We start from the raw sequence: 26,166 nt of genomic DNA, 5'->3' as shown, positions 1-26,166 counted from the left end.
GTTTTTACCCCTTTACAACCCCAGGTCAGACAGCCCGGCGTGATCATCGGGACGGGGCCCTTGTTGCCAATGAAACAGGCGATCGCCCTCGGAAATTGGTAAGTCGTTTAATGAGGTATAGCGTTTGGCCATCCGCCCATCTTGTGCAAATTCCCAGTTCTCGTTGCCATAGGACCGAAACCACTGTCCGCTGTCGTCCCGCCATTCGTATGCATAGCGCACGGCGATACGGTTGCCGGAAAAGGCCCACAGTTCCTTTATTAAACGATAGTCCAGTTCCTTGCTCCACTTTCGGGTCAAAAAGGCGTGGATTTCGGCGTGACCGTTTAGGAATTCTGCCCTGTTTCGCCACTGGCTGTCATCAGTATAGGCCGGAGTGACCACATCCGGGTCGCGGCTGTTCCAAGCGTTTTCCGCCATTCGGACTTTCTGTTTGGCGGTTTCCAAACTGAACGGGGGCAGCGGGGGTCGGCTCATTGCGTGGTCTTTCATGTCAGTATGGCTGCAAGCATCGCCAAGGTTAAAACAACCGGGACGTACTGGGGTGGGAAAAGGCTGGCATGGTGTCTCATCTGAACGCTCCATGGTTTACTGATCGGTACATCATGTTGGCAATGTGTACCGATCTGTAAACTTTTGCAAGTCTTATTTTGAAATTTCACCGCAGCGCACTCTACGGTTGCCGTGAGGACAGTGCGGTATTATGTACTGATCTGTACATGTAGGAGGTGACACATGCGCCCAAACAAACGCGATGAACTGGTCCGCAAGTCTTTGCAGGTCTTTTATCGTGACGGATTTCACGCCACCGGAATGGACAAGCTGGTGGTGGAAACGGGCGTGTCAAAAACCTCGATGTACAAACACTTTCGCACCAAGGAAGAGCTGATTCTGGCTGCCTTGCAGTTGCGGGATGAGAACTTCCGAAAAGAGTTCTTTTCTCGGATCGAGGAGCTCGCAGATACCCCTGCCGGCCAGTTGCTCGCCAGTTTCGATGCGCTGGGCGAGTGGTTTGATGAGAAAGAATACCGCGGCTGCATGTTCATCAAAGCAGGGGCGGAGTATCAGGAAATTGACCACCCGATCCACAAGCAATCCGCCGAGCACAAGCGCATATTGCTCGATCATTTTATCGATCTGGCTCGGAAGGCCGGTGCCCGTGATCCAGAACATCTGGCCTGCCAGATTGTTCTATTGCAGGAAGGCGCGATTGTGACGGCTGTGTTCTTGAAAACCTGTGACCCGGCGGGGGATGCTAAGGCGGCTGCCCGGGTCTTGCTGGACGCGGCGCTGGTCTGACCGGACCCGAACATTCAAAAGAACGTTACGTTCCAACGCGTTGGGTGGATTGGATTGCAATGCCTCCAAAGCTACCTTGATCAACGAAAGATTTGGGGAGGATACCGCATGCAGCTATTTACCACGACCGCCAGTTGGGTAACCGAAGAACACCGGATGTTTGCCGAAATGGCGGATCGGTTCATGGATGATGAGCTGATCCCCAACATCGAACGCTGGATCGAAAATGGTGTCGTGGATCGCGACATGTGGCGCAAGGCTGGCGACATAGGGCTAATGGCAGGCGCGATCCCCGAGGTTTACGGCGGTGTAGGTGGTGGCATCGGATTTGATGCAGTTACGATGTACGCGCAATCCTCGCACGGGGATTCCGGGTGGGGGTATGCGATCCAATCTATCGTTATCCACTATATCAGCGCATATGGCAGCGAAGATCAAAAGCAAAACTGGTTGCCGAAACTGGCGTCGGGCGAGATGGTCGGCTCGCTTGCCATGACCGAACCCGGGACCGGCTCGGATGTGCAGGCCATTCGCACGACGGCCGACAAGGATGGAAATTCCTACCGTTTGAACGGATCCAAGATATTCATCACCAACGGGCAATCGGCAGATTTGATCCTTGTGGCGTGCAAGACGGACAAGGCGCTGGGCTCAAAAGGGGTTTCACTGATTGGGGTTGAGACCGAGGGCGCCGAGGGCTTTCGCAAGGGGCGTAACCTCAAGAAGCTGGGGATGAAGGCCAATGACACGGCTGAGCTGTTCTTTGAAGACGTTAAGGTGCCTATGACCAACCTTCTGGGCGCGGAAGAGGGGCAGGGGTTCTACCAAATGATGAACCAATTGCCCTGGGAACGCCTGACGATTGGCATCGGTGCGCTGGGCGCAATTGATTTCGCCATCGCTGAGACGGTGAAGTACACGCAAGAACGCAAGGCATTTGGTCAACGGGTGATGGATTTCCAGAACACCCGCTTCAAGCTGGCCGAGTGCAAGACCAAGGCCGAGGTTTTGCGCAGCTTCGTCAATGATTGCATCGCACGGCTTGAAGCTGGCACGCTGGATGCGGCGACCGCTTCGATGGTGAAATACTGGGGGTCGGAAGTTCAAAACGAAATCATGCATGAATGCTTGCAGCTGTTCGGTGGGTATGGGTTCATGATGGAATACCCGATTGCCCGCCTTTACGCGGATGCCCGCGTTCAGATGATATATGGCGGCACCAATGAGATCATGAAGGAACTCATTGCCCGATCTTTGGATACTTAATCAGACCGGTTACTCCCGCCCGTCATCAATGTTTCTGACGAAACATCTCCTCCCGTTGGGCCAGGCAGGACGCAAGGCCGAAGGCGGCGCAGAGCCGCATTGCACCTCTGGCTTACGTGTTGGGGGCCTGATCAATCTGACCTTGCAGCCACGCTCGGAATGATCTGAGTGGTTCGGATTCCGCCCGCGATTGTGGCCAGACCAGATAGAAATTCCCAAGGCTGACACCCGGACCGTGCCACGCTGGGACAAGCCGCCCCGCTGCCAGATCAGCATCGATCAAGTAACTTGGGAGCAATGCCACGCCCAGCCCGTGGATAGTGGCCTGTCCCATGGTCGAGAATTGATCGAATAGCATTCCCTGTATCCCAGAAACCTCGCGGCCTTGTGCGGCGAACCATTTCTCCCAGGCTTCGGGGCGTGTTTCCAAATGCAACAGGGGCGCTTTGATCAACCACTCAATGTCATCGCTGTCGTCGGGCAGCATATCGGGTGCGCAAACGGGCACCACATCTTCGCGCATAATGGGCAGGTAATTCACGCCGGCCCAGTCGCGTTGACCAAAGTGGATCGCGGCGTCGAATTGTTCCGTGTCGAAATCAAAGGGCCGCAGCCGCGTATTCAGATTTACCGTGACTTCTGGATGGCGGCGGGCGAAATCCTGCAGGCGTGGCGCCAGCCAGTGCATGCCGAATGCAGGCAGGATCGACAGGTTTAGCGACCCTCCGGTCGGGTTGGCCTTGAGCTTCAGCGACGCCTGCGCCAGTTGGTTCAGCGCTTTGCGGGCGACCTGGACATATTCCTTTGCCGCAGGCGTCAGATGCAACCGCATTTGGCTGCGCTGGATAAGGGCGACGCCAAGCTGTTCCTCCATCGTCTTGAGCTGACGGCTGATTGCGCTTTGCGTCAGTGACAGCTCTTCGGCGGCGGCAGAGGCGCTGCCAAGGCGATCAACGGCCTCAAGCGCCAGCAAAGAGGGGATCGAGGGCAAAAAGCGGCGCGGGGCGATCATATGACAAATCCTCATACCTTTCGAAAGGAATATCACTGGCTTTTGCCGCGCGCCAGCCCGATACAAATGCAGGTATTTCTTCAGGGTATGTGCGTGTAAGCCTGTGCATCGGATCGGAGGTTTATTTCCCGGGTGCTTGCGACTTTCTTTTGCCTCTGCCCTCGAATGCCTGCAAGAAAGGGGGGGTGCTGCTGCGGCAACACTCCGGATTAAGTCACACAGGATCAGGGAACTGGCCATGGATCGCGCTCAGATCGTTCACGAGAATTTCCTGACCCGAGTCGCACAGCGCGATTTACCCGACGGGGCCGCCCCCAGACCGGGTCTGAGCAACCCCGATGCGGTGTCATTGTTTCGGTCGCAAGTCCTCAGCCGTGCGCTGGACCGCACCAGCCGTGCGATGCAAAAGGCGGGGCAGGGCTTCTATACGATAGGCTCTTCGGGGCACGAGGGGATGGCAGCCGTCGCCCACGCGCTGCGCCCGACCGACATTGCCTTTCTGCATTATCGCGATGCGGCGTTTCAGATTGCCCGGGCCGAACAGGTGCCGGGCCAGCAGATCGCCTGGGACATGTTGCTTAGCTTTGCATGTTCCAAGGATGACCCGACCTCGGGCGGGCGACACAAGGTGCTGGGTTCAAATGCGCTGACGATCCCGCCGCAGACCTCGACCATTGCCAGCCACCTGCCCAAGGCGGTGGGCGCGGCCTATAGCCTGGGCGCGGCGCGGCGGCATGATCCGGAACACCGCGAGTTGCCCTTGGACGGGATTGCTGTTTGTTCTTTTGGGGATGCTTCGGCCAACCATTCGACCGCGCAGGGGGCGCTCAACACGGCCGGTTGGACCAGCGTGCAATCGACGCCGTTACCGTTGTTGTTCGTGTGCGAGGATAACGGGATCGGAATCTCGGTAAAGACACCGAAGGGCTGGATTCAATCGTCGATGGAGCATCGGCCGGGCGTCAAGTATTTCCAAGCCAATGGGTTAGACATATTCGAGACTTACGCCGTGGCCAAGGAAGCCGCTGATTACGTGCGAACCCGCCGAAAACCCGCCTTTCTGCACCTGAAAACAGTGCGCCTCTACGGTCACGCCGGGGCGGATGTGCCGACCACCTATCTGTCTAAAACCGAGGTCGAAGCTGATGAGGCCAACGACCCGCTGCTGCATACTGTGCGTTTGTTGGATCAAGCGGGCGCGTTGCAGCCGGATCAGGCGTTGAAGATTTACAATGACACCTGCGCCCGCACGGATCGCATCGCCGCCGGGGCCGCCACCCGCCCTCACTTGTCAGATGCCGCCGAGGTGGTGGCCAGTCTGGTTCCACCGAAACGTATCTGCAAACCCACCAACGGCCCAGATGCCGAGGCGCGCGCCAAAGCCTTTGGCGGCGATTTGCGGGCGATGAATGACCCCCAGCCCATGAGCCGCCTGATCAACTGGGCGCTGACAGATCTGATGCTGGAACACGGTGAAGTCGTCTGTATGGGTGAAGACGTGGGCCGTAAGGGAGGCGTCTATGGTGTGACGCAGAAATTGCAACAACGCTTTGGTCCGGATCGGGTGATCGACACGCTGTTGGACGAGCAATCCATACTTGGGCTGGCGATAGGAATGGGGCACAACGGCTTTATTCCGATCCCCGAAATTCAGTTCCTGGCCTACCTGCACAATGCCGAGGATCAGATCAGGGGCGAGGCCGCGACGCTGCCGTTCTTCTCGAACGGGCAGTTCACGAACCCGATGGTGCTGCGGATTGCGGGGCTGGGGTATCAGAAAGGGTTCGGCGGGCATTTCCACAACGACAATTCCCTGGCGGTGCTGCGCGACATTCCCGGCGTGATCATTGCCTGTCCGTCCTCTGGTGCAGATGCGGCACAGATGCTGCGTGAATGCGTGCGGTTGGCGCGGGAAGAGCAAAGGGTGGTGGTGTTTCTAGAGCCCATCGCGCTGTATCCGATGCGCGATTTGCACGGGGCGCAAGATGGCGGATGGATGACCACCTACCCTTCGCCGGATCAACGTATTTCGTTGGGTGAGGTTGGCGTGCATGGGGATGGCACCGATCTGGCCATCGTGACCTATGGCAACGGGCATTATCTGTCGCAACAGGCGCTGCCCAATCTGGACGCAGCCGGGATAAAGACGCGCATCATCGACATGCGCTGGCTGGCGCCTTTGCCAGTCGAGGCCCTGCGCGAGGCCACCAAGCCCTGCGCACATGTTCTGGTCGTGGATGAATGCCGCCGCACCGGCAGCCAGTCCGAGGCGCTGATGACGTTCTTCGCCGAAGAAAATCCCGCAACGCCAACCGCACGCGTTGTGGCCGAGGATTGCTTTATCGCCACGGGTCCGGCCTATGCCGCGCCACTGCCATCCAAGGGCGGTATCGTTGCCGCCGCGCTGAAACTGGCCGGAGGCCGCCAATGACCCGCACAGCCGTCGTCATCTGCCCCGGTCGGGGCACCTATAACAAGCCCGAGCTGGGCTTTCTGCACCGCCATCACGCGCAGTGGATGGACCTGTTCCACAACTTCGACGCCATCCGTGCCGAGACGGGGCAGGACGCCGTGACCGCCCTGGATGGTGCAGGCCGGTATACGATGTCCAAGTATTCGCGGGGCGATGTGGCCTCGCCCTTAATTTATGCGGCCTCGTTTGCCGATGCGCAGGCTTTGGCGGACGATATCGAGGTTGTCGCGGTCACCGGCAATTCGATGGGCTGGTATATTGCCCTGGCCGTTGGTGGTGCGCTGTCGCCGCAGGATGGTTTTCGGGTGGTGAACACGATGGGCACGCTGATGCAGGAACAGCTGATTGGCGGGCAGCTTGTCTATCCATACGCGGGCGACGATTGGCGGGATGCTCCGGCGCGCAAGGCCGAGTTGCTGGCGGATGTGGCGCGGATCAACGCAACCGACGGGTGTGATCTGGCGCTGTCCATCGATCTGGGTGGGATGTTGGTGCTGGCCGGGGACGAAGCGGGGTTGAAGGCGTTCGAAGCTTCTCAGCCTGTTGTACAGGAACGCTTTCCGATGCGGTTGGCGAACCACGCGGCGTTTCATACGTCCTTGCAGACTCCGGTCGCTGCGGAAGGGCGCGCGCGACTGGCACCGGATCTGTTTGCGCAGCCTGATCGCCCCTTGATCGATGGGCGCGGCAAAATCTGGTGGCCGGGCGCGACAGATACGCAGGCGCTGTGGGATTACACTCTGGGCCATCAGGTGACCGAGACCTATGACTTTACCCGCGCCATCCAGACCGCTGCGCGCGAGTTCGCCCCTGACTTGTTCATCGTCACCGGCCCGGGCGCGACCCTGGGGGGTGCCGTGGCGCAATCACTGGTTCTGGCCGATTGGAAGGGCATGTCGGACAAGGCGGCGTTTCAGGCGCGGCAACAGGTCGAGCCGTTTCTGATCGCAATGGGCCGTGATGATCAAAGGGCACTTGCAACCGGCTGAGTCCACCGCAATGATCCGCGCAAAATTCTGGAGCCCAGCGTGAGTGACCACGACCAATCCCTGTGGTTGAAAACCTGCCGCGAGCATGTGGAAGACCGCCCCCTAAGCGGTGATCTAACGGTTGATCTGGCCGTAATCGGCGGCGGCTATACTGGCTGTTCTGCAGCATTGACGGCAGCGCAGGCCGGGGCGTCGGTCTGCCTGTTGGAGGCGCAAGACATTGGCCACGGCGGTTCAGGCCGAAACGTCGGTCTGGCGAATGCGGGGCTGTGGTTGCCGCCCGAGGATATCCGCGCGCATCTGGGCAAGCGGGCCGGGGATCGGTTGATCGATCTTTTGGCCGCGGCACCTGCGGATGTGTTTGACCTGATCGAGCGGCATGGCATCGAATGTGATTCTGTACGCAATGGGACGTTACACTGCGCGCATTCCGCCTCGGGCCTGCAGGATTTGCAGAGGCGTCACGCCCAGTTGAGCGCCACGGGAGCCCCGGTTAAATTGCTGCCCGCCGATCAGGCCACCCAACGGATCGGCAGCGCGGCATTCCATGGCGCGCTGTTTGATCCGCGTGCGGGGACGATTCACCCATTGGGCTATGTGCGTGGTCTGGCCCGTGCCGCTGCCGAGGCCAGGGCGCGGATTGCCACCCAATGCCCGGTGCAGTCGATGCAGTACGACAACGGTCAATGGGTGCTGAAAACCCCGCATGGCTCGGTGCGGGCGAAATCGGTAATTCAGGCCACCAATGCCTATCATCAGGGTCTTCAAGATACCGCCCCGGACTATGTTCCGGTCTATTACTTCCAGTTCTTTACGGCTCCGTTGTCGGACAATCTGCGGGCCAGCATTCTGCCGGGGGCGGAGGGGTGCTGGGACACCGGGTTGGTCATGACCTCTTTCCGTATGGATGCCGAAGGGCGGCTGATCATCGGGGGCATGGGTGATCTGGGCCAGGTGGGCCGGGCGGTTCACGCGGCATGGTGCAGGCGCAAACTGGCCGAGTTGTTTCCTCAACTTGCAGATCAGCCGTTGACCGAGGGGTGGCATGGGCGCATCGCCATGACCTCGGACCACATCCCCAAGATCACGCAGATCGGTCCCAATGCCCTTTCAGCACACGGATATTCTGGACGGGGCATCGGTCCGGGTACGGTTTTTGGCCGCTTGATGGCAGAAAGCCTGCTGCAGGACGACCCGAGCCTGCTGCCTGTGCCCGCGGTTCCTGAATACCGCGAAAGCTGGACCGCCCTGCGACGTGCTTATTTCGAGACGGGCGCGACGTTGATGCATCTGATCAAGGCACGGTTCTGATCCGCGGCCGCCCCGGTGATCAATTCTGCAGCGTCGTGGCGATGGTCTCGATCCGTGCGCGCAACCAGCGATGGGCCGGGTCATTGGCCGAGCGTTGATGCCAGACCATGTAGATCGAGACCGGCTCGCACTCGAACGGCAGTGGCGCGCAATCCAGTGCCGCCAACGGCCCGTGTTTCATCAGCACAGTGTCCGTCGATATCAGGTCGCTGCCCTTCACAAAGGACGGAATCGCGTGGAAATGCGGCAGGGTGACGGTTGGTGGCCGGATCTGGCTTTGGTCCACACCACGCATCACAGCGCGGGAACTGCGTCCGTCGGTAAATCGCACCTCGATATGCTCAGACTGGCAATAGGCCTGCCAACTGTCTGGCGGATTGCGCTGATCGGCATCGTAGAAAATCATTAGCGGGCTGATCAGTACGCGTTTTTGTAAAATATCCGGCCCATCGGGCGGCAGCGGGGTCAGCATCAACTGACACCGGTCGTTGCGCAGCAGGTCGGGGTCGGGGACGCCGGACGGGATGAACCCCAGCCGCAGACGCACGCCTTCAGCCCGAAGCGCGCGCAGCAATGGCGGAAAGATCAGGTCGCGCGGCATGTCGTTGGTGGCGATCTGGATGCTGATCTCATCGGCCAGCGGATCAAACGGACGCTCGTCAGTCAGCGCCCGCATGCCGTCCAGCACCTGTTGTACCGGCTCTTTCAGTGATAAGGCGCGCTCGGTCGGGGTCAGGCCCTGACCCGAGCGCACGAACAACGGATCCCCCAGAACCTGCCGCAGTTTGGCCAGCGTGTGGCTGATTGCCGATTGCGTCACACCCAACCGGTCGGCAGCCTTTGAGACCGAGCTTTCCTCGAGGATCGTCAGAAAGGTTCGCAGGACTTTGCCGTCCAGATCCGTGAAATCAGTTTTGCTCATATCATCTATGACTATTCATGAATGGATTTGCTGTCTACGGCACATTAGGTGACAGTCAGCAACAGGAGGCGCGCAATGGGAATCCGCTTTTTCTCGGATAAGAACAGACCTGTCCATATGGGCCGGTATCCGCTGGAGCGGTTGGCGCGGCAGATCGAGATGCCGGATCTGTCTGTGGTGCCCCTGATGCCAAAGCTGAGCTTTCGCCGACCGAACCAACCCGAAAGCATCGTCAACGCGATGGGTGAGTTTCAGGCGATGATGGACGCCATCCGCGACGGGTTCGTGAATCCGGTGAGATCAGAGATTCCGGCGGACCCGTCCGAGCGCGCCAACCACCTTAAGGCATTTGGCTATTTCAATGATGCCTCGATGATGGGCTGCGGCCCGTTGCCGTCTGAGGCGTTGTTGCCTGAGCCACGTCGCAACCCCGATATCGACCGGCTGGCCCATGCGCTGAAGACGCGACAGACCAAGACGTTGGCTTCGGGGATCGACCTGATCATGGCGGACCTGAAGGAAAGCATGGAGGCCGCGCCCAAACCGATGGACACGCATCGCCACGCCATCGTTTTTCTGTACGAACACAATCGTGATCCAGACCCGGCCGAGCCAGGGGCCGAGTGGATCATCGACGCGCAGGATCACCGCGCCTGTCTGCTGGCGACCGAGAATGCGGTGGTGATCGCCAATTACATCCGCCTGCTGGGTTATGACGCGCGGGCGCATACCGCGATGTCGTCCGAGGTTGATCTGGGCCGGCTGGCAGTGGCGGCGGGTCTAGCCACGGTTGAGGGTGGCGACATAGTGGCCCCGTGGTTGGGCAAACGGTTCGGTCTGGCCGCCATAACGACCGAGTTAGAGATCACGCATGACCAGCCTCTGTTGCCCATGGCGCAACAGCCGTGGTTTCACACACAGGGTCCGGCTTGGTGGTTGGGCACCGGGTTTGCCAAGAACGCCTTGAACCGCGACGTTTACGCCAAACGGCGCTATGTGGACGGCGCACATCCGTTCGAAAAGCTTAAACGCGCTGAGAGCCCTACCACTTATATCGACGAAGAAAATGTCGCCCGCGTCCCCAAGCGTGCTGACATGTTCGCCCGTGCGTTGTTTGGCGATATGGGCAAGCCGTTGCAGGATGCGACAAAGGGTGGGCATTATGTCCGCAAATCCGCCCCCAGCTTTGCACAGCGCCGGGCGCTTGGGGCCTTTGTTCTGCTGCAGGATGGTGAAAGTGCTGACGTTTCACCGCCCACCGATGCCGCTCGCAACGCCGCGAATATCAAGGCAGCAAGCTATTTTCTAAGTGCCGATGCGGTCGGCCTCAGCCGGTGCCCTGAATGGAGCTGGTATTCCCACGACGCTGCTGGAGAGGAAATCAACCCCCCGCATGATCAGGCGATCAGTATGATCATAGACCAGGGGCGTGAAACCATGGAAGGGTCCAGTGGTGACGACTGGATCGCGGTCAGCCAATCCATGCGGGCATATTTGCGGTTTTCCCTTCTTGGCGGAGTAATCGCGCAGCAAATCCGTAACCTCGGATACAAGGCCAAGGCGCATACCGTCATGGACGGCGAAGTGCTGCAACCGCCGCTGTTGCTTCTGTCTGGTCTGGGTGAGGTCAGTCGGATCGGAGAGGTGATCCTGAACCCCTATCTGGGTCCGCGCCTGAAGTCCGGTGTGGTGACAACGGATATGCCGGTTAGCCACGACAAGCCCATCGATTTCGGTCTGCAGAGCTTTTGCGAGGCATGCAACAAATGCGCGCGTGAATGTCCTTCGGGGGCGATCACGGCCGGGCCGAAACTGATGTTCAACGGCTATGAAATCTGGAAATCCGACAGCCAGAAATGTGCCACGTACCGGATCGGCACGTCCGGTGGGGCCATGTGCGGACGGTGCATGAAAACCTGTCCATGGAACCTTGAGGGTATTTTCCAGGAGCGCCCCTTTCGCTGGGCCGCGATCAACCTGCCACAAGCAGCACCTGTGTTGGCAAAACTGGATGATGCGGTCGGCAATGGCAGTTTGAACGACACCAAGAAATGGTGGTGGGATATCGAGTTGCAGACTGACGGCGCCTATCGCCCCACCGCTCACCCGCTGAACCGGCGTGGTTTGCAAACAGACCTGGACCTGAAATACGAAGACCAGACTTTGGCGGTATACCCCGCCTATCTGGCGCCGCACCCGTGGCCCTATCCCTTTGCGATGGACCGCGAGGCTGGAATTGCTGCCTATCAGGCGATGGTCACAGCCGAGGAATACAAGGCCCGCAAAGCGGCCGGTGATGTGTCGATTATCCACCGCTATAACATTGCGGGCGACGCGCCAGTGATGCAGGTCGAACTGACCAAAGTCGACAAGATGACGGCGGATGTGACCAAGTATGAGTTTTGCGCCCCCGATAGTGCGCCCTTGCCCGGCTGGAGCGCGGGTGCGCATTTGGACGTGCTGGTCGCGCCGGAATTCCTGCGGCAGTACTCTATGTCGGGAGACCCGTCTGACCGCTCCGTCTATCAGATCGGTGTGCTGCGCGAGGATGACGGGCGCGGCGGCTCAGCCCTTTTGCACCGCATCTTCAACGAAGGGCGCAAGGTTTTCATCTCAAAACCGATCAACCATTTCGAATTGGATGAGACGGCCACCAAGACCTTTCTGATGGGCGGCGGGATTGGCATTACCCCTATGATCGCCTTTGCCCACCGCCTGCACGCGCTGGGCAAGCCGTTTGTGCTTCATTATTCCTCCAGCACCCGTGCCAGCGCCGGATATCTGGACGATCTGGCGGCGATGCCCTGGGCGGAACATGTACATTTTCATTTCTCGGACGAAGGCACCCGCGCCGATCTGGATGCGGTTCTGTCGGGCTACCAACCGGGTTGGCGCGTTTATACCTGTGGGCCGGACCGCTACATGGACAGTGTGATACAAGCGGCTGAGGCGCAGGGCTTCCCCGAGGACGCGCGGCACCTGGAGTATTTCTCGGTCCCTGAACAGCCTGAATATGAAAACCATCCGTTCACCTTACGGCTGGCAAAATCGGGTCGGGAATTGATCGTACCTGTGGAAAAGGACGCTGCACAGGTGTTGACCGAGGCGGGGATTCACGTGGACGTCAAATGCTCAGACGGCATATGTGGGGTCTGCAAATGCGGTGTGATTTCGGGAGACATTGAACATCGCGATTTCGTTCTGTCGAACCAGCAACGCGCGGATGCGATGATCCTGTGCCAAAGTCGCGCGGCGCAGCCAGACGGCGTGATCGAGATCGACCTCTGACCTCAGGTCTGGAAACGACATCGGGTAACATGAAATTTGGTCGCTCCTGCCATGGACGCGGCCATGCTGCTGCACTAACGTCCCCTCTGAACCCAGTGAATCCTGATCAACAGGTGCGAGGTATTTCATGGATTATCACAGCCCCGCCAGCTTTGCCGAAGCTTCGGCACTGGCCGCAAACGCGACGGGCATCACACGGTTTCTGGCAGGCGGCACCGATGTTCTGGTGCAACTGCGATCAGAACTTGTGACGCCCGATACGCTGATCGACATAAAGAAGATCGACGGCGTGCGCGATATCAACAGCAACGCCGACGGCAGTTGGACGCTGGGCGTCGCTGCCACTGGCGCCGAGATGAGCGAACATCTGGAACTGGGTCGCGACTGGCCCGGCGTGGTCGAGGCGATGGATCTGATCGGCTCGACCCAGGTTCAGGGGCGCGCGACGCTGACCGGCAACCTGTGCAACGGCTCTCCGGCGGCGGATTCGGTGCCTGCCATGGTTGCGGCGGGTGTCACGGTCACGGTGACCGGCCCGGATGGCGACCGTGAGGTAGCGGTCGAAGACATCCCAACCGGACCCGGTAGAACGTCGCTGGCCAAGGGCGAGTTGATCTCGGCCGTCCACATCCCCGCACGGGGCGACAATGGCGGCGACGCATACCTGCGCTTTATCCCGCGCACTGAGATGGACATTGCCGTGGTTGGCGTTGGCGTCAGCCTGCGTCTGGACGGGGACACCGTCACCGAGGCGCGCGTATCATTGGGCGCTGTCGCGCCAACCGTGCTGCTGGTTGAGGACTGTGCCAAGGCCATCGTCGGCAGCGCGCTGGACGACGCTTCATTGGACGCACTGGCCGCTGCGGCATCCGCGGCCTGCAACCCGATTGACGACAAACGCGGCACTATCGAATTCCGTACCGAGGTCGCCGGCGTTCTGGCCAAGCGCGCCGCGAAAATCGCCTATGCCCGCGCCAAGGGAGAGGAAGCATGAGCAAGTTCCACGTATCCACCACCGTGAATGGTGACGCGGTCGATTACCTTTGCGATCCGCGCGAAACCCTGCTGGATTGTCTGCGCGACAAGCTGAACCTGACTGGTGCGAAAGAGGGCTGCGGCACCGGCGATTGCGGCGCATGCTCGGTCACGGTTGATGGCCGTTTGGTCTGTTCCTGCCTGATGTTAGGGGTCGAGGCCGATGGCAAGCAGATCGAAACCGTCGAAGGCATCGCGGAGGGTGACGTTCTGCATCCGCTGCAGAAAAAGTTCATCGAGCATGCCGCCCTGCAATGCGGTATCTGCACGCCGGGCATTTTGGTCGCGGCCAAATCGCTGCTAGAGAAGAACCCCAACCCGACCGAAGAAGAGGCCCGGTACTGGCTGGCAGGCAACCTGTGCCGCTGCACTGGGTATGACAAGATCATTCGCGCCGTGATGGAAACGGCCGAAGAACTGCGGGAGGCTTCATAATGGCACTCGACGATCGTAAAACGCAATTCACCTTCGTCGGCACACGCCCGGATCGGCCTGATGGCCTGGACAAGGTCACTGGTCGCGCCAAGTTCGGGGCGGATGTTTCTGCGCCAGGCATGCTGCACGGCGCGATCCTGCGTTCGCCCCACGCCCACGCACGGATTGTGAAGATCGACACCTCGCAGGCCGAAGCGCACAAGGATGTCAAAGCCGTCGTCACCCGCGCGGATTTTGCCGAAGTGCCGTTCAAACCCGGCCTTGAGGGTGAATTCTGGAATGTTCTGGAAAATGTCATGGCGGGTGAAAAGGCGCTCTATGACGGGCACGCAGTCGCGGCTGTGGCGGCGACCTCGGCCTTGGCGGCGCGCGATGCGCTCAAGCTGATCGAGGTTGAATACGAGGTGCTGCCGCACGTCACCGACGTAGACAAAGCGATGGAGCCGGATGCGCCGGTCTTACGCGAAGGTGCTGCGGATTATTCCGTACCCGAGGGGATGCACCCGAACGTCGTGCGGTACCACGAAAGCGGGCACGGCGATGTAGAAGCTGGCTTTGCCGAAGCTGACTTGATTATCGAAGACAGCTTTGTCACCGAGGCAACCCATCAGGGGTACATCGAGCCGCATGCCTGTTTGGGCATGTTGGGCAACGACGGTAAGGGTGAGCTGTGGTGTACCACTCAAGGCCACTGGATCGCGCAAAAGACCTGCGCGGCGCTATTGGGTATCGAAACCTCGCAACTGCGCGTGACTGCGTCCGAGATTGGTGGTGGTTTTGGCGGCAAAACCACAGTCTTCATCGAACCTGTCGCGCTGGCACTGAGCCGCAAGGCGAACCGCCCGGTTAAGCTGGTGATGACCCGGTCCGAGGTGTTCCGGGCCACTGGCCCGACTTCCTCGGCGTCGATGGATATCAAGATCGGGATGAAGAAGGATGGCACCATCTCGGCAGCCCAAGGCGTGTTCCGCCTGCAGGGCGGGGCGTTTCCGGGCGCCCCGGGTGACATGACCGCCATGTGTGCCTTTGCACCCTATAACCTGACCAATGTCAGCCAGATTGGGTATGACGTGATGGCCAACCGCCCGAAACAGGCCGCTTACCGCGCGCCGGGTGCACCGATGGGGGCTTTTGCGGTTGAATCGGTGATTGACGAGCTGTGTAAGAAGCTGGGCCTCGATCCGATCGAAGTTCGTCTAAAGAACGCCGCCCATGAAGGCACCAAGGCCAGCTATGGCCCGACGTATGAGCGGATCGGTTTGGTGGAAACGCTTGAGGCCGCGAAGGCCCACCCGCATTACTCGGCCCCGCTGAAGCCGGGGCAGGGTCGTGGGATTTCCTGCGGGTTCTGGTTCAACCACGGGGGTGAAACGTCGGTTTCGCTTGCGCTGTCCGAGGATGGCTCGGCACAGTTGATGGTGGGCACGCCCGATATCGGCGGCTCACGCGCGTCAATGGCGCTGATGGCGGCCGAGGTTCTGGGCATTCCGTATGAGAACATCCGTGTGACCGTCGCCGATACTGCGACGCTGGGGTATAACGACGTTTCGCATGGTTCGCGCGTGACCTATGCAAGCGGCTTGGCAACCATCAAGGCAGCAAAACACGCGGTTGAAAAGCTGTGCGAACGAGCTGCCGCCAGCTGGGGAATTCCGGCGGATGCGGTGAAATGGGAAAACGGCTGCGCTGTACCTTCGGGTCCAAACGCGGGTGATTTCGACCCGCGCCCACTGGCCGATATCACCGCCCACATGGGTCAAACCGGCGGGCCTATCTCGGGCCATTTCGAGGCCACGCCAGAAGGCGCAGGCGTATCCTTTGGCACCCATATCGTTGATGCTGAGGTCGATCCGGAAACAGGCAAGACTGCGGTTACCCGCTATACGGTCATTCAGGACGCGGGTAAGGCGATCCATCCTACCTATGTGGAAGGCCAGTATCAGGGCGGTGCCGCGCAAGGCATCGGCTGGGCACTGAACGAGGAATATATCTATGGCGAGGATGGCCGCCTGCAGAACTCGATCTTCCTGGATTACCGTATCCCTGTCGCCAGTGACTTGCCGATGATCGACACGGTGATTGTCGAAGTGCCCAACCCCGGCCATCCGTTTGGCGTGCGTGGTGTGGGTGAGACGGGCATCGTGCCACCTTTGGCCGCCATCGCAAATGCGGTGTCGCATGCGGCGGGCGTTCGGATGAAGCAACTGCCGATGTCACCGCCCCGCATTCTGGCGGCGCTTAAGGACAATGGTTGAGGTTCACCTCTGGTCCAGCCTCCGGTCACTGACCGGGGGCCAGCAGGTGGTGGAGGTTGAGGCCAAGACCACAGGCGAGTTGCTGCGAGAACTGGTGAAGATTCATCCGCAATTGCAGGCCCCGATTGATGCGGGGGTGTCCATCGCCATCGACGGGCGGGTCATCGCCAGCGGGTTAACCGAACCGATCCCCGAAGGTAGCGAAATCTATCTGATGCAACGGCTGAGGGGCGGTTAACCCTTAGGCGACCACGGTTCGCGCCCGACCATGCGGTCGGCTTCGGCGGTGATGTCGTTCATGTGCTGCTCAAGGCTTTGGCGCAGGGTTTCGATCTGTTCTTCGGACGCTTTGCGCGGCACGGTTTCAGTCCATTCCCGGCACAGAAAGACACCCTTGTTCCGCCAGGGGCGCGGCATCAAAAGACGATCCCATGTCCCGGCCTCGCGGCCATGTTCTGCCGAAAAGGTGATGCCGAACACCCGCTTGCCCGAGGTGCGCGCCCAGACCAGAGGCACAGTTGACAGTACCCGTTCGGGACCGCGCGGACCGTCCGCGGCGATGCCTATGGAAATGCCCTGCTTAATCTTGCCGATCACTTGGCGCGATATCGCAATGTTATTTGCGTTTTTGCTGGTCATGGCGATGGTATCCATGCCGAACAGTTTCTGCACTCGGCCCACCATACTACCCGCTCTTGCGGATGAGGTGATCGAACAGATCGGCCCTTTTTCCAAAGGAAAGAAATAGGGGGATTGCGCCAGCCTTTGGTGCCACAGCACCACGATCACCGGCTCACCCTGTTCGACCAACTGGTCCAGTTCGTCGTACCCGATGCGTTGCCATGTGGTGTTGCGATTGACCATCCGGATATAGCTTGCGATGCGGCGCGCAGCCCAGTTCAGAACGGCTTCGCTGTCGGCGATCTTTTTGCGGATACTCACGGATGGGGTCCCTCGTACTGACCAAACCGTGTCTTATAGAACTCAACGCCGCACGCAACTTGTTTGTCGAATGCAATTGTCGCGCGGAATCTGAAAAAGCCTCTTGAGTCCGTCGCGCGGCTGGCATATCTGAGGCGCACCTTAGGGGTATAGCTCAGTTGGTAGAGCGACGGTCTCCAAAACCGTAGGTCGCGGGTTCGAACCCTGCTGCCCCTGCCATTGCACTCAAATCGCTGTTTCAATGAATGTGCAAGAGTCGTGCGACTTGCATATGGGTTGTTGTGAGAAGTGACAGCCTGCAGAAGTCTTACGCGCACTCTTGCACGCCGATGCTTATCAGATATTCACCGGACACATACAGAAACTCATCCGGGCCCACAAACCTTGCCTTGGACATGAACCAGTTTCTTATCGGTCGCGGGTAGTACGTGGCAAGCGAAGTGCTTTTCTGGTCGAATTCCTTTTCGGTCATCTTTGTCCGGTTTACTCGGTACGGGCCGTGAAAACCGAAAAGCGTTTCGGAGGATACACACACATCGTCTGCCCCCAACAGCATGGTGCAGCTGGAGTTACAGTAATCCCCGACAATGTGTATGCGCGCGTTGGTCCTATTGGCGATTTCGATCTGAACCTTGCGGTCCAGAACCCGCCCGCCTGGATCATTGCCAACCTGTATTTCTTTCGATGCCAATGGCGTGCTCATAGTCAAGAGCACTGCCAACGCTGCGGTTAGACCTCTCATCTGCTCGTCTGCTCAAGGATGCTTTTTTTGTTTTGTTTTTTTGTTTAGCAGGAATTCGAAGAGGTAGATACACAGCGCCGAGATACAGCGGGATGGGCGGGTAAGGAGGACACACCTTGATCCGAATATTAGAGTTTCCAGAGGCATAGTCCGCTTGAAACGGCCACGCCACAGTCTTGGGTTCAGCAAGCCAGGCCATTGCCGCGCTTTTCGTGGTGGTGACAATTGGCCAATCCCGGTTTCCTACAGCGACGGAATGACATAATGTCCGACCACCACGAACACACGTAAGAGGACCCATGTCGCGCTTTGATGGATATTTCCTGCGGCAATTGCTGATTCTGTTCGGCTTTTTCACCTTGGTTCTGGTCGGTGTGTTCTGGATCACCCGATCGGTTAGCCTGTTTGACCGGGTCATCAGCGGTGGCCAATCGGCCATGGTGTTTCTGGAATTCTCGGCGCTGACATTGCCAACGCTGATCCGCACGGTGATGCCGATGGCGGTGTTTGCCGCCGCTGTTTATGCCACCAATCGGCTGAGCCGCGAAAGCGAGATGACGGTGATGCTGGCCACCGGTTCCAGCCCATGGCGGCTGGCCCGTGCGGTATTCCTGTTTGGGTTGGTGGCCGGGCTGATGATGGCCGTCATCAGCGTCTTTTTGCGCCCCGCATCTGTTGAGCAGCTTGAACAGCGCCAAGCCGAAGTAGCAGGGGACGTCACCGCGCAATTGCTGAATGAAGGCGAATTCCTGCATCCCGCCTTTGGCGTTACTGTCTATATCGGCAAGATTGACCTGGACGGCACGCTGTCCGAGGTTTTCGTATCAGATCGGCGAGATGCGCTGAACCCGGTCAGCTATTCCTCAAAAACGGCCTATTTGGTCAACAATGAATCTGGGATCCACTTGGTGATGTTGGACGGGATCGCGTTGCGTTTGAATCAGGAGGGCAGAACCTTGTCCTCGACGCTGTTCGAGGACGCCTCATATGACATTTCCGCACTGACGAATTCGAATGTCATGGCCGAGCGCAGTCTCGAAGCCATCCCCACCATTGAACTTTTGCGAGACCGCGCCGCCATCAGCGTCGCCGAAGGCTTTCCCATCGGAGAATTGGTCGACGAATTGCATCAGCGGTTTTCGTGGATTGCCATTTGTATCGCCGTGGCAATGGCCGGGTATGCCACGTTGATGTTGGGTAGCTTTTCGCGATTTGGTCTGTGGCCGCAGATCCTGGGGGCGTTTTCGATTCTGGTCGTGCTGGAAGGCGTGCGGGGCTTTGTTTCACCCGTTGTAATCGAAGAACCGAAATTGTGGATACTGTTGTATCTGCCGGCGGTCATCGGCATCGCGGTCGCCTGTCTGTTCTTGCTGGTTGCCGGGCGGCCATTGCTGCGCAGGCGCCACAGAGAAGCCTCGAGCGCGATCTCTCAGGCCTAGACTGCGCGCAGTTCGGTCAGGCAGGTCAGGACATCGTCACTGGTTGTGCTGTCACGGTTGGTCACCAGATGCAGCGGCAGCAGCAGGTCAATGGCCCCGGCCACGGGTGTCAGTTGACCCGCGGACAGATGATCTCGGATGACGTATTCCGGGAAATACCCGGTTCCGCCCCGCCGCAGGACATAACGCAGGGCCATCAGGCAATTGCCCAGAAACACCGTTTGCCCCGTGGCCTGCCGCGCAGCCGAACGGACGTGGTCCTGATAGACCTCGCCCAGTTCCAGATTGACGAAAACTGGATTGACCGTTTCCGGAGTTTTGACAAGCAACAGGCGTTCGGGGTTTAACTCGTGCGATTGCACGCGCGGATCGTTGGGTGTTTCGTGGGTCAATGCGGCGTCCAGAACATGGGTGGCGACCGCGTCGACCATGTTCAGATCGTGGTCATAGTTCAACGTCAGCAAAAGTTGCCCGAGGCGCTGTTCGAACTGAACGGCCAGATCGACTAGCAGCGGGTCCCAGATGCTCAGTTGCGCACTAAGACGCAGCGCGATCCGGTTCTGCGTTTGGGCTGGCAGTTCGCGCGATGCAAATGACCAAAGCGACAGCATCTGTTCGGCATATGGTCGGAACTGCTGCCCGAATTCAGTCAGGCTGGTGCCGCCTGCACCGCGGGTGAACAACGCCTTGCCCGTTTCTTCTTCGATCAGCCGGATACGGGCGCTGACGGCGGTTTGTGTCACGTTCAGTTTGCGCGCGGCGGCATGGAAGCCCCCGGTCTCGGCCACGCATAGAAAGGTCTCGATTGCTTTGAATTGCATGGCGATACTATTTTTTCATCAGATTGATAAAATCAATTCATTTTTTTGAGCAGGAGGGATGCGTTACTCTGATTCCAACAGATCAGCCAAAGGACCGCGCCATGCTGGACAAAAGCCACAAACCCACCTGGACCAGTTTCGAAGAGGCCACCAAGGCCGACTGGGACGCCGTCATGGAGTATGAAGAGGCATACAATGCCGCTTTGCCCGACCGCATTCTGGACGCGATCCGGTCGCTGGACGAAGACTGGACGCCCTATCCCGTGAACCGCTATCAGCACAGCCTGCAGGCCGCGACTCGCGCCTTTGAAGACGGCGCGGACGAGGAAATCGTGGTCGCAGCACTGATCCACGACACCGGCGATATTCTGTCACCCTATAACCATGGTGAGCTGTCAGCGTCGATGATGAAGCCCTATGTCAGTGATAAAACTTATTGGATTCTCAAACATCACTGTGTGTTTCAGGGGTACTATTACAACCATCATCTAGGCGGCGACCGCAACGCCCGCGACAAGTATCGCGACAGCCCTTATTGGGAGGACTGCCGCTATTTCTGCCATGAATACGACCAAAAGGCGTTCGATCCGGATTACCCGACCAAACCGCTGGAGTTCTTCGAACCCATGTTGCGTCGTGTCCTGAACAAGGGCGAGGGGCACATGGAGTTGAACGAGACCGCCGAGGGTTAACAGGCAGACATCAGGCGATAGACGATCTGCGCTGCGGTAAAGTCCCAGGCGGCATTGCCATTGGGGGCTAGTTCGACCACGTCGAAGCCCACGCATTTGCGGCCTTTCAGGGTATGTTCGACCAACCGCAGCGCTTGATAGTAGCCCAGCCCGCCGGGCACCGGTGTCCCGGTGGCGGGCATGATGGCGGGATCCAGCCCGTCCACGTCAAAACTGACATAGACCAGCTCAGGAAAATCCTCGGGCAGGTCGACGGCGTGGATATTACCGGTGACCAATTCCTCAGCATCCACGTGGAAAACGTGATTTTTCAGGCGGCTTTGCGCTTCTTCGGTCGAAAAGGCGCGCACGCCAAACTGCGCCAATCGGATACCTTCTTCAGCGAGCAGATGCATGACCGATGCGTGGGAGTGTCTTTCCCCCTGATAGGCATTGCGCAGGTCGGCATGGGCATCGATCTGGACAATGCCTATGGGTTGACCCAAGGCGCGAGCCACACCCATCACAGCGCCGTAACTCAGCGAATGTTCGCCCCCCAAAGTGACCGGCACCTTGCCCGCGCGAATGGCGGCTTCGGTGCGCTGGGCAAGGCGCTCCATGATCTCGGACAGGGACGCATCGCAATCCACGGGCTCTTCGGTGAAAATCCCCTCGACGCAGGGCTCGGCGTGGCCGGTGGTACGTTCCAGCTCATTGCTGGCCTCGATGATGGCCTCGGGGCCTTTGGCCGTTCCCGAACCGTAAGATACCGTGCGCTCCAGCGGTACCGGGATCACGCGGAACCGGGCATCTTCGGTGCGCTCAGTTGCGGTCAGTTCACTGTCGAGGAAAATGCTCATGAGAGTCGGTCCTTAAAGTCGTCATAGCCGAACTGTTTGATGATCTTCAACTCGTCCGATTCGCTGTTCCACAGGGCGATGGTGGGCAGGGGTACGCCGTTGAACGTGTTGGTTTTCACCATTGAGTAATGCGCCTGATCAAGGAAGGCAAAACGCTGGCCGATCTCCAGTGGTTTGTCCCATGTGTAGTCTCCGATCACGTCACCGGCCAAACAGGACGGGCCGCCCAGACGGTAGGTGTGACCTGCCTCGGCCTCGTCCATCAACGCGGGGCGATAAGGGGCTTCGATCACGTCAGGCATGTGACAGGTGGCCGAAATATCGGTGATGGCAAGGTTCATTCCGTTGGTGGGCAGGTCGAGGATTTCGCCGACCAGAATACCCGCATCCAGCGCGACAGCCTCGCCGGGTTCGAGGTAAACGTCGATGCCATAGGTTTCGCGGATGTTCTTGATGAAGCCCACCAGCCCCTCACGGTCATAGTCGTCGCGCGTTATGTGGTGGCCACCACCAAAGTTCAGCCATTTGAGTTGATTGATATAGGGCACAATTTTTGGTTCTACGGCGGCCCATGTCCGCTGCAAGGGATCGAACCCCTGTTCGCAGAGTGTGTGCATATGTAGGCCATCGACACCGTTCATGGCCTCGGCGGTCAACTGGCTAATCGGGGTACCCAGACGTGAACAGGGCGCGCAGGGGTCGTATTTGGCAATCTCGCCTTCGGAATGCTCGGGGTTGATGCGCAACCCAACCTGCACGTTTGCGGCCTGTGCTTTGGCCAAAAACAGGTCCTTTTGTGCCGGGCTGTTAAAGATGATGTGGTCGGACAGCGATAGGATTTCGTCCATGTCGGCATCTTTGTACCCGGCGCAGAAAGTGGCGACTTCGCCGCCATATTCTTCGCGGCCTAACCGGGCCTCGTAAATGCCGCTGGCGCAGGTGCCACCTAGATGCTGGCGCACCAGTGGGGCCAACGAAAACATGGAAAACGCTTTGAGCGCCGAAAGGACATGCGCGCCAGACAGGGTGCCGATATCGGAGAGGATGGTCAGGTTTCGCTCGACCGCTTTTTCATCGACCACAAAGCAGGGGGTTGGCACACGGTTCAGGTCGAAATTGCGGAAGGCTCCGGCGTCGCCAGCCTGTGTGGTCATCATGTCGGACATGTCCGGCGTTTCCTTGTGGTGGAGAGGCCGGGGGCTCTGCCCCCGGACCCCCGGAGTATTTGGCAAAAGATGAAATGAGTGGACTTAGAACTCGACCGGGCCGTCGAGTTCGTGGACTTGCCAGGGCAGGCCATGCTCATTCAGCATGTCCATGAAGTTGTCGGGGTCAAGCTGTTCCATGTTCCACACGCCGGGCTCGGACCAGTTGCCTTTGATCACCTGCGCCGCGCCGATCATGGCGGGGACGCCGGTGGTGTAGCTGACCGCCTGGCTGCCGACCTCAGCATAGCATTCCTCGTGATCGCAGATGTTGTAGATGTAAAAGGTCTTCTCACCCGAGCCGTCCTTGGCTTGACCGGTAGCGATGTCGCCGATGCAGGCCTTGCCTTTGGTTTCGGCACCCAGATCGCCGGGATCGGGCAGCAGGGTTTTCAGGAATTGGATCGGGATGATTTCCTTGCCGTCATGCATGACCGGATCGATGCGTGTCATGCCGACGTTCTGCAGTACGGTCGCGTGTTTGATATAGGCGTCGCCAAACGTCATCCAGAAGCGGGCGCGCTCGATCTCGGGGAAGTGGGTCGAGAGCGATTCCAGTTCCTCATGGTACATCTGGTACATGTTTTTCCGCCCGATGGCAGGAAAGTCGTATTCAACCTTGTTGGTCAGCGCCGGGCTATGGTGCCATTCGCCGTTTTCCCAATGGCGGACTTCGGCCAGCACTTCACGCAGGTTGATCTCGGGGTTGAAGTTGGTGGCGAACTCCTGATCGTTCGAGCCGCCATTGGCATCCAGAACGTCGATCTGGCGGATGGTGTCCAGCTTGTGTTTCTTAAGCCATTTGGCAAAGACGCTGGTCACGCCCGGATCGAAGCCCGATCCAAGAATGGCGGTCAGCCCAGCCTCTTTGAACCGCTCCTGATAGGCCCATTGCCAGTGGTATTCGAACTTGGCCTCATCCTCGGGCTCATAGTTCGCTGTGTCGAGGTAGTGGATCCCGGCCTCAAGGCAGGCGTCCATCAGCACCAGATCCTGATAGGGCAGGGCGAGGTTCACCAGAATCTCGGCCCCTGTTTCCTTGATCAATTTGACCGTGTCTTCAACCTTGTAGGCATCCAGTTCCGCCGTGGCGATATCGACGCCCACACGCTCTTTCACCGCTTTGGCGATGGCGTCGCATTTCGATTTGGTCCGGCTGGCCAGAGTGATTTCGGTGAAGATATCCGAATTCATCGCCATCTTGTGCACGGCAGCGTGGGATACGCCGCCAGCGCCGACAACCAGTGTTTTGCCACTCAAAGTTCCCATGGGGGTAATCTCCTCTCTGGGGTTATTCGTAATAGGTGTAGCCGTTGATCGAGTCGCGATAGGCGCTCATCAGGGTTTTGCGGTCCTTGGCCATCAGAGTACCGGTCGAGATCGCTTCGTCCACCATTTTGCGGAAGGCGGCGACGCAATCATTGGGGTCGAACTCGACATAGGACAGGACCTGGCTGATGGTGTCGCCCTCTTGTTCGTGCAGCAGGTCAAAGCCACCGTCAGCGCGCAGGTCGATGGTTACCACATTGGTGTCCCCGAACAGGTTGTGCAGATCGCCCAGTGTTTCCTGATAAGCACCGACAAAGAACACGCCCATCAGGTATTCCTGATCTTCGGGCAGGGAATGCACCGGCAGGCTGGGTGAGACACCGTCGGCCAGAATGAACCGGTCGATCTTACCGTCGCTGTCGCAGGTGATGTCGGACAGGACCGCGCGGCGGTCGGGTGTCTGGTTCAGCCCCTGCAGCGGGACGATAGGGTGCAGCTGGTCAATGGCCCAGACATCGGGCAGCGACTGGAACAGCGAGAAGTTGCAGTGGTAGATATCGGCCACTTTTTCCAGTTGGTCGTCCACATCCGTTTCCAAATCATCGCTTGCTGCCAGCGCCTTGAGGCGGGCCATCAGCGATAAATAGATGCGTTCGGCGCGGGCCATCTGACGCAGGTCGACATAGCCGCGGCGGAACAACGCGCGCAGCTCGTTGCGGTAAAAATTTGCGTCGTTCCAGCATTCTTGCAAACGCTCGGTACTGAGGTACCCGTTGATCGCGGCAAGGTCTGAGACCAGATGGTGATCGTCCGCTGCGACCTCGGGGCCGTTCGGTGCGTCATACAAGGTGCTTTCCAGCACATTGAACACCAGCATCGACGACGTCGCCACCACGGCGCGCCCGCTCTCGGTCACCAGCGTTGGATGTTCGACCTCGGCCTCGTCCATCGCGTAGGCCACGGTTTCAACCACGTTGGCGCAGTATTCTTCGACCGTGTAGTTGATCGAGTTCTCGGCAGCCTTTTTCTCACCGGTATAATCCACGCCCATGCCGCCACCGAGGTCCAGATGGGTCAACGGCACGCCCTCGCGCGTCAGTTCGGTGTAGTACCGGCAGGCCTCGCCAACGGCGCGGCGCACGTCGTTGACGTCCTGCACCTGAGAGCCCAGGTGTGAATGTTGCAGCTTCAAACAATGCAGCAAACCTGCCGCTTTCAGCTTGTCCACCGTGGCGACCAGTTGGTCAGTGTTCATGCCAAAGGCAGACCGGTCGCCCGAGCTTTCTTCCCACTTGCCGCTGATCTGATTGGTCAGTTTGACCCGCACACCAATCAGGGGTTCGATGCCCAGTTCGTTATAGACCTCGATCACCGTGTCCGCCTCCTTCGGGCTTTCCAGAACGATGACCGTGTTGAAGCCGATCTTACGACTGAGGATGGCCAGTTGGATGAACTCGGCATCCTTGACGCCATTGCAGACAATCAGCGCCTCGCGGGCCAGACGGTGCGCCAGTGCGACAACCAGTTCGGGCTTGGAGCCAGCCTCGAGCCCATAGTTATACTTTTTACCGAACTCGACGATCCGGTCGACCACCTGGGCCTGCTGATTCACCTTGATCGGGAATACGCCGCGATAGCTGCCTTTGTAGCCGACACGTGCAATCGCATCGCGAAAGCTTTCGTTGATATGCGCGATCTCGTTTTCCAGATACGAACTGATGCGCAGCAACATCGGTGCCTTAATACCGCGTTCGTCCAGATCATGCAGGATACCTGGCAGGCTGATTGCCGCCGCCTCGGGCACCAGGGGATTGCGCAGACCGATCTCGCCCTGCTCCGTCACCTCAATGAGGCCTTTGCCCCATTTCTCTACCCCGTAGATGGAATGCGGTGCGTCGGGCGTCTGTTTCAATCAGGTCAGTCCTTGCGGTT

Annotated in this window: 22 protein-coding genes and 1 tRNA gene; 13 read left to right on the top strand and 10 right to left on the bottom strand. The window is 59.0% G+C overall.

The genetic code is table 11. The annotated features are described in order from the left end of the window. Positions 1–12 precede the first annotated feature (12 nt). Entirely contained in the window at positions 13–477 is a 465-nt protein-coding gene (locus tag ACR0JB_RS16880; RefSeq protein WP_217354393.1) for a nuclear transport factor 2 family protein, read from the bottom strand. A 258-nt stretch (positions 478–735) separates the two neighbouring features. On the opposite strand from ACR0JB_RS16880, the gene ACR0JB_RS16875 reads away from it, so the two are divergent. Together ACR0JB_RS16875 and ACR0JB_RS16870 are read left to right on the top strand one after the other, a co-directional pair. After that, positions 736–1,299 (top strand): TetR/AcrR family transcriptional regulator, encoded by a 564-nt coding sequence (locus ACR0JB_RS16875; RefSeq protein ID WP_170397981.1) that lies wholly within the window; start codon positions 736–738, stop codon positions 1,297–1,299. Between the two features lie 108 nt (positions 1,300–1,407). Then, positions 1,408–2,565 carry an acyl-CoA dehydrogenase family protein gene (locus ACR0JB_RS16870; RefSeq protein ID WP_170397979.1) on the top strand — a complete coding sequence of 386 codons (1,158 nt, stop codon included), beginning with the start codon at positions 1,408–1,410 and terminating at the stop codon, positions 2,563–2,565. A gap of 112 nt (positions 2,566–2,677) precedes the next feature. Here ACR0JB_RS16870 and ACR0JB_RS16865 read toward each other — a convergent pair whose 3' ends face one another. After that, on the bottom strand, positions 2,678–3,577 hold the full coding sequence (locus ACR0JB_RS16865; protein WP_170507159.1) for a LysR substrate-binding domain-containing protein: 900 nt from the start codon (positions 3,575–3,577) through the stop codon (positions 2,678–2,680). A gap of 238 nt (positions 3,578–3,815) precedes the next feature. On the opposite strand from ACR0JB_RS16865, the gene ACR0JB_RS16860 reads away from it, so the two are divergent. Genes ACR0JB_RS16860 through ACR0JB_RS16850 form a run of 3 tightly spaced genes read left to right on the top strand, consistent with a single transcriptional unit; the run spans position 3,816 to position 8,350 of the window. Next, on the top strand, positions 3,816–6,008 hold the full coding sequence (locus tag ACR0JB_RS16860) for a dehydrogenase E1 component subunit alpha/beta (protein ID WP_480790087.1): 2,193 nt from the start codon (positions 3,816–3,818) through the stop codon (positions 6,006–6,008). Beyond that, positions 6,005–7,039, top strand: coding sequence for an ACP S-malonyltransferase (locus ACR0JB_RS16855; RefSeq protein WP_170397969.1), 1,035 nt, complete (start codon positions 6,005–6,007; stop codon positions 7,037–7,039). The genes ACR0JB_RS16860 and ACR0JB_RS16855 overlap by 4 nt, the downstream gene beginning before the upstream one ends. Positions 7,040–7,078: 39 nt before the next feature. Continuing rightward, positions 7,079–8,350: an NAD(P)/FAD-dependent oxidoreductase gene (locus tag ACR0JB_RS16850; RefSeq protein ID WP_170397967.1), complete on the top strand. Its 1,272-nt coding sequence runs from the start codon at positions 7,079–7,081 to the stop codon at positions 8,348–8,350. A 19-nt stretch (positions 8,351–8,369) separates the two neighbouring features. Here the strand turns inward: ACR0JB_RS16850 and ACR0JB_RS16845 are convergent, their stop codons facing one another. Further along, complete coding sequence (locus tag ACR0JB_RS16845; RefSeq protein WP_170397964.1) at positions 8,370–9,272, bottom strand: LysR family transcriptional regulator; 903 nt, start codon at positions 9,270–9,272, stop codon at positions 8,370–8,372. A gap of 75 nt (positions 9,273–9,347) precedes the next feature. Here ACR0JB_RS16845 and ACR0JB_RS16840 point away from each other — a divergent pair, with 75 nt between their 5' ends. The 5 genes from ACR0JB_RS16840 (at position 9,348) to ACR0JB_RS16820 (ending at position 16,523) form a co-directional block, all read left to right on the top strand. Continuing rightward, positions 9,348–12,560 carry a 2Fe-2S iron-sulfur cluster-binding protein gene (locus ACR0JB_RS16840; protein ID WP_170397961.1) on the top strand — a complete coding sequence of 1,071 codons (3,213 nt, stop codon included), beginning with the start codon at positions 9,348–9,350 and terminating at the stop codon, positions 12,558–12,560. Between the two features lie 127 nt (positions 12,561–12,687). Continuing rightward, the gene (locus ACR0JB_RS16835; RefSeq protein ID WP_170397958.1) at positions 12,688–13,554 is read left to right on the top strand and encodes an FAD binding domain-containing protein; all 867 of its coding nucleotides are present in this window, start codon (positions 12,688–12,690) and stop codon (positions 13,552–13,554) included. Further along, positions 13,551–14,030: a (2Fe-2S)-binding protein gene (locus tag ACR0JB_RS16830; RefSeq protein WP_170350859.1), complete on the top strand. Its 480-nt coding sequence runs from the start codon at positions 13,551–13,553 to the stop codon at positions 14,028–14,030. The genes ACR0JB_RS16835 and ACR0JB_RS16830 overlap by 4 nt, the downstream gene beginning before the upstream one ends. Next, a complete protein-coding gene (locus ACR0JB_RS16825) occupies positions 14,030–16,285 on the top strand; it encodes a xanthine dehydrogenase family protein molybdopterin-binding subunit (protein ID WP_170397955.1) in 2,256 nt (751 codons plus the stop codon). The genes ACR0JB_RS16830 and ACR0JB_RS16825 overlap by 1 nt, the downstream gene beginning before the upstream one ends. Next, on the top strand, positions 16,278–16,523 hold the full coding sequence (locus tag ACR0JB_RS16820; RefSeq protein WP_170350861.1) for a MoaD/ThiS family protein: 246 nt from the start codon (positions 16,278–16,280) through the stop codon (positions 16,521–16,523). The genes ACR0JB_RS16825 and ACR0JB_RS16820 overlap by 8 nt, the downstream gene beginning before the upstream one ends. Here ACR0JB_RS16820 and ACR0JB_RS16815 read toward each other — a convergent pair. Beyond that, on the bottom strand, positions 16,520–17,227 hold the full coding sequence (locus tag ACR0JB_RS16815; protein ID WP_170362068.1) for a lysophospholipid acyltransferase family protein: 708 nt from the start codon (positions 17,225–17,227) through the stop codon (positions 16,520–16,522). The two genes, ACR0JB_RS16820 and ACR0JB_RS16815, sit on opposite strands and share 4 nt — an antisense overlap. Before the next feature lie 143 nt (positions 17,228–17,370). On the opposite strand from ACR0JB_RS16815, the gene ACR0JB_RS16810 reads away from it, so the two are divergent. Next, positions 17,371–17,446: transfer RNA gene (locus ACR0JB_RS16810), tRNA-Trp, on the top strand. A gap of 88 nt (positions 17,447–17,534) precedes the next feature. On the opposite strand, the gene ACR0JB_RS16805 is transcribed toward ACR0JB_RS16810, so the two are convergent. Further along, positions 17,535–17,969: a hypothetical protein gene (locus ACR0JB_RS16805; protein WP_170378039.1), complete on the bottom strand. Its 435-nt coding sequence runs from the start codon at positions 17,967–17,969 to the stop codon at positions 17,535–17,537. Positions 17,970–18,268: 299 nt separating this feature from the next. Between ACR0JB_RS16805 and lptF the strand changes: the two genes are divergently transcribed. Then, positions 18,269–19,408, top strand: a complete 1,140-nt coding sequence (gene lptF / locus ACR0JB_RS16800) for an LPS export ABC transporter permease LptF (protein ID WP_170397952.1) — start codon at positions 18,269–18,271, stop codon at positions 19,406–19,408. Here the strand turns inward: lptF and ACR0JB_RS16795 are convergent. Continuing rightward, the gene (locus ACR0JB_RS16795; RefSeq protein WP_480790086.1) at positions 19,405–20,229 is read right to left on the bottom strand and encodes a LysR family transcriptional regulator; all 825 of its coding nucleotides are present in this window, start codon (positions 20,227–20,229) and stop codon (positions 19,405–19,407) included. The genes lptF and ACR0JB_RS16795 overlap by 4 nt on opposite strands. 101 nt (positions 20,230–20,330) lie before the next feature. On the opposite strand from ACR0JB_RS16795, the gene ACR0JB_RS16790 reads away from it, so the two are divergent. Beyond that, complete coding sequence (locus tag ACR0JB_RS16790; RefSeq protein WP_170397946.1) at positions 20,331–20,921, top strand: HD domain-containing protein; 591 nt, start codon at positions 20,331–20,333, stop codon at positions 20,919–20,921. Here the strand turns inward: ACR0JB_RS16790 and speB are convergent. From speB to speA, 4 genes are all read right to left on the bottom strand, one after another. Then, positions 20,918–21,760 (bottom strand): agmatinase, encoded by an 843-nt coding sequence (gene speB / locus ACR0JB_RS16785; RefSeq protein ID WP_170397944.1) that lies wholly within the window; start codon positions 21,758–21,760, stop codon positions 20,918–20,920. The two genes, ACR0JB_RS16790 and speB, sit on opposite strands and share 4 nt — an antisense overlap. Then, entirely contained in the window at positions 21,757–22,926 is a 1,170-nt protein-coding gene (gene nspC, locus ACR0JB_RS16780; RefSeq protein WP_170397941.1) for a carboxynorspermidine decarboxylase, read from the bottom strand. Before nspC ends, speB begins: the two co-directional genes overlap by 4 nt. Positions 22,927–23,010: 84 nt before the next feature. Further along, the gene (locus ACR0JB_RS16775; RefSeq protein WP_170397938.1) at positions 23,011–24,234 is read right to left on the bottom strand and encodes a saccharopine dehydrogenase family protein; all 1,224 of its coding nucleotides are present in this window, start codon (positions 24,232–24,234) and stop codon (positions 23,011–23,013) included. Positions 24,235–24,256: 22 nt separating this feature from the next. Then, complete coding sequence (gene speA / locus ACR0JB_RS16770) at positions 24,257–26,146, bottom strand: biosynthetic arginine decarboxylase (protein WP_480790085.1); 1,890 nt, start codon at positions 26,144–26,146, stop codon at positions 24,257–24,259. Between the last annotated feature and the right edge of the window lie 20 nt (positions 26,147–26,166).

It is taken from the genome of Ruegeria sp. BI7 (assembly GCF_056537925.1).
This window is presented reverse-complemented; position numbering and strand designations above follow the sequence as displayed.

What these genes read in the sequence shown, in the direction of transcription:
- ACR0JB_RS16830 (WP_170350859.1), top strand. Translation starts at nt 13,551, where the DNA reads ATGAGCAAGTTCCACGTATCCACCACCGTGAATGGTGACGCGGTCGAT.
- ACR0JB_RS16880 (WP_217354393.1), bottom strand. Translation starts at nt 477, where the DNA reads ATGAGCCGACCCCCGCTGCCCCCGTTCAGTTTGGAAACCGCCAAACAG.
- ACR0JB_RS16840 (WP_170397961.1), top strand. Translation starts at nt 9,348, where the DNA reads ATGGGAATCCGCTTTTTCTCGGATAAGAACAGACCTGTCCATATGGGC.
- ACR0JB_RS16855 (WP_170397969.1), top strand. Translation starts at nt 6,005, where the DNA reads ATGACCCGCACAGCCGTCGTCATCTGCCCCGGTCGGGGCACCTATAAC.
- ACR0JB_RS16865 (WP_170507159.1), bottom strand. Translation starts at nt 3,577, where the DNA reads ATGATCGCCCCGCGCCGCTTTTTGCCCTCGATCCCCTCTTTGCTGGCG.
- ACR0JB_RS16825 (WP_170397955.1), top strand. Translation starts at nt 14,030, where the DNA reads ATGGCACTCGACGATCGTAAAACGCAATTCACCTTCGTCGGCACACGC.
- ACR0JB_RS16845 (WP_170397964.1), bottom strand. Translation starts at nt 9,272, where the DNA reads ATGAGCAAAACTGATTTCACGGATCTGGACGGCAAAGTCCTGCGAACC.
- ACR0JB_RS16820 (WP_170350861.1), top strand. Translation starts at nt 16,278, where the DNA reads ATGGTTGAGGTTCACCTCTGGTCCAGCCTCCGGTCACTGACCGGGGGC.
- ACR0JB_RS16860 (WP_480790087.1), top strand. Translation starts at nt 3,816, where the DNA reads ATGGATCGCGCTCAGATCGTTCACGAGAATTTCCTGACCCGAGTCGCA.
- lptF (WP_170397952.1), top strand. Translation starts at nt 18,269, where the DNA reads ATGTCGCGCTTTGATGGATATTTCCTGCGGCAATTGCTGATTCTGTTC.
- ACR0JB_RS16870 (WP_170397979.1), top strand. Translation starts at nt 1,408, where the DNA reads ATGCAGCTATTTACCACGACCGCCAGTTGGGTAACCGAAGAACACCGG.
- speB (WP_170397944.1), bottom strand. Translation starts at nt 21,760, where the DNA reads ATGAGCATTTTCCTCGACAGTGAACTGACCGCAACTGAGCGCACCGAA.
- ACR0JB_RS16795 (WP_480790086.1), bottom strand. Translation starts at nt 20,229, where the DNA reads ATGCAATTCAAAGCAATCGAGACCTTTCTATGCGTGGCCGAGACCGGG.
- nspC (WP_170397941.1), bottom strand. Translation starts at nt 22,926, where the DNA reads ATGTCCGACATGATGACCACACAGGCTGGCGACGCCGGAGCCTTCCGC.
- ACR0JB_RS16805 (WP_170378039.1), bottom strand. Translation starts at nt 17,969, where the DNA reads ATGAGAGGTCTAACCGCAGCGTTGGCAGTGCTCTTGACTATGAGCACG.
- ACR0JB_RS16835 (WP_170397958.1), top strand. Translation starts at nt 12,688, where the DNA reads ATGGATTATCACAGCCCCGCCAGCTTTGCCGAAGCTTCGGCACTGGCC.
- ACR0JB_RS16775 (WP_170397938.1), bottom strand. Translation starts at nt 24,234, where the DNA reads ATGGGAACTTTGAGTGGCAAAACACTGGTTGTCGGCGCTGGCGGCGTA.
- ACR0JB_RS16875 (WP_170397981.1), top strand. Translation starts at nt 736, where the DNA reads ATGCGCCCAAACAAACGCGATGAACTGGTCCGCAAGTCTTTGCAGGTC.
- ACR0JB_RS16790 (WP_170397946.1), top strand. Translation starts at nt 20,331, where the DNA reads ATGCTGGACAAAAGCCACAAACCCACCTGGACCAGTTTCGAAGAGGCC.